Below are 202 nucleotides of genomic sequence, written 5' to 3'. Positions count from 1 at the left end.
TCCCTCTGCATGAGATGCGATTCCTTTCGCTACTGTATTAGATCCCTCTGCATGAGATGCGATTCCTTCCGCTGTTGTATGAGTTCCTTCTGCATGAGATGCGATTCCTTCCGCTGTTGTATGAGTTCCTTCTGCATGCGCACTATCTCCTTGTAAATCATCATCAGGATTCCCCGTAGTAGTATAACTACCCTCCGCATGC

Annotated in this window: 1 pseudogene; it reads right to left on the bottom strand. The window is 47.5% G+C overall.

From position 1 onward, the window contains the following. Positions 1 to 202: pseudogene (locus JDS99_RS31710) on the bottom strand (peptidase G2 autoproteolytic cleavage domain-containing protein); the annotation flags it as partial.

It is taken from the genome of Bacillus cereus group sp. N6, from assembly GCF_016483705.1.
Taxonomy (GTDB): Bacteria; Bacillota; Bacilli; order Bacillales; family Bacillaceae_G; genus Bacillus_A; species Bacillus_A wiedmannii.
Note: the sequence above shows the minus strand (reverse complement) of the source record. Positions and strands in the feature narration are given on the sequence as shown.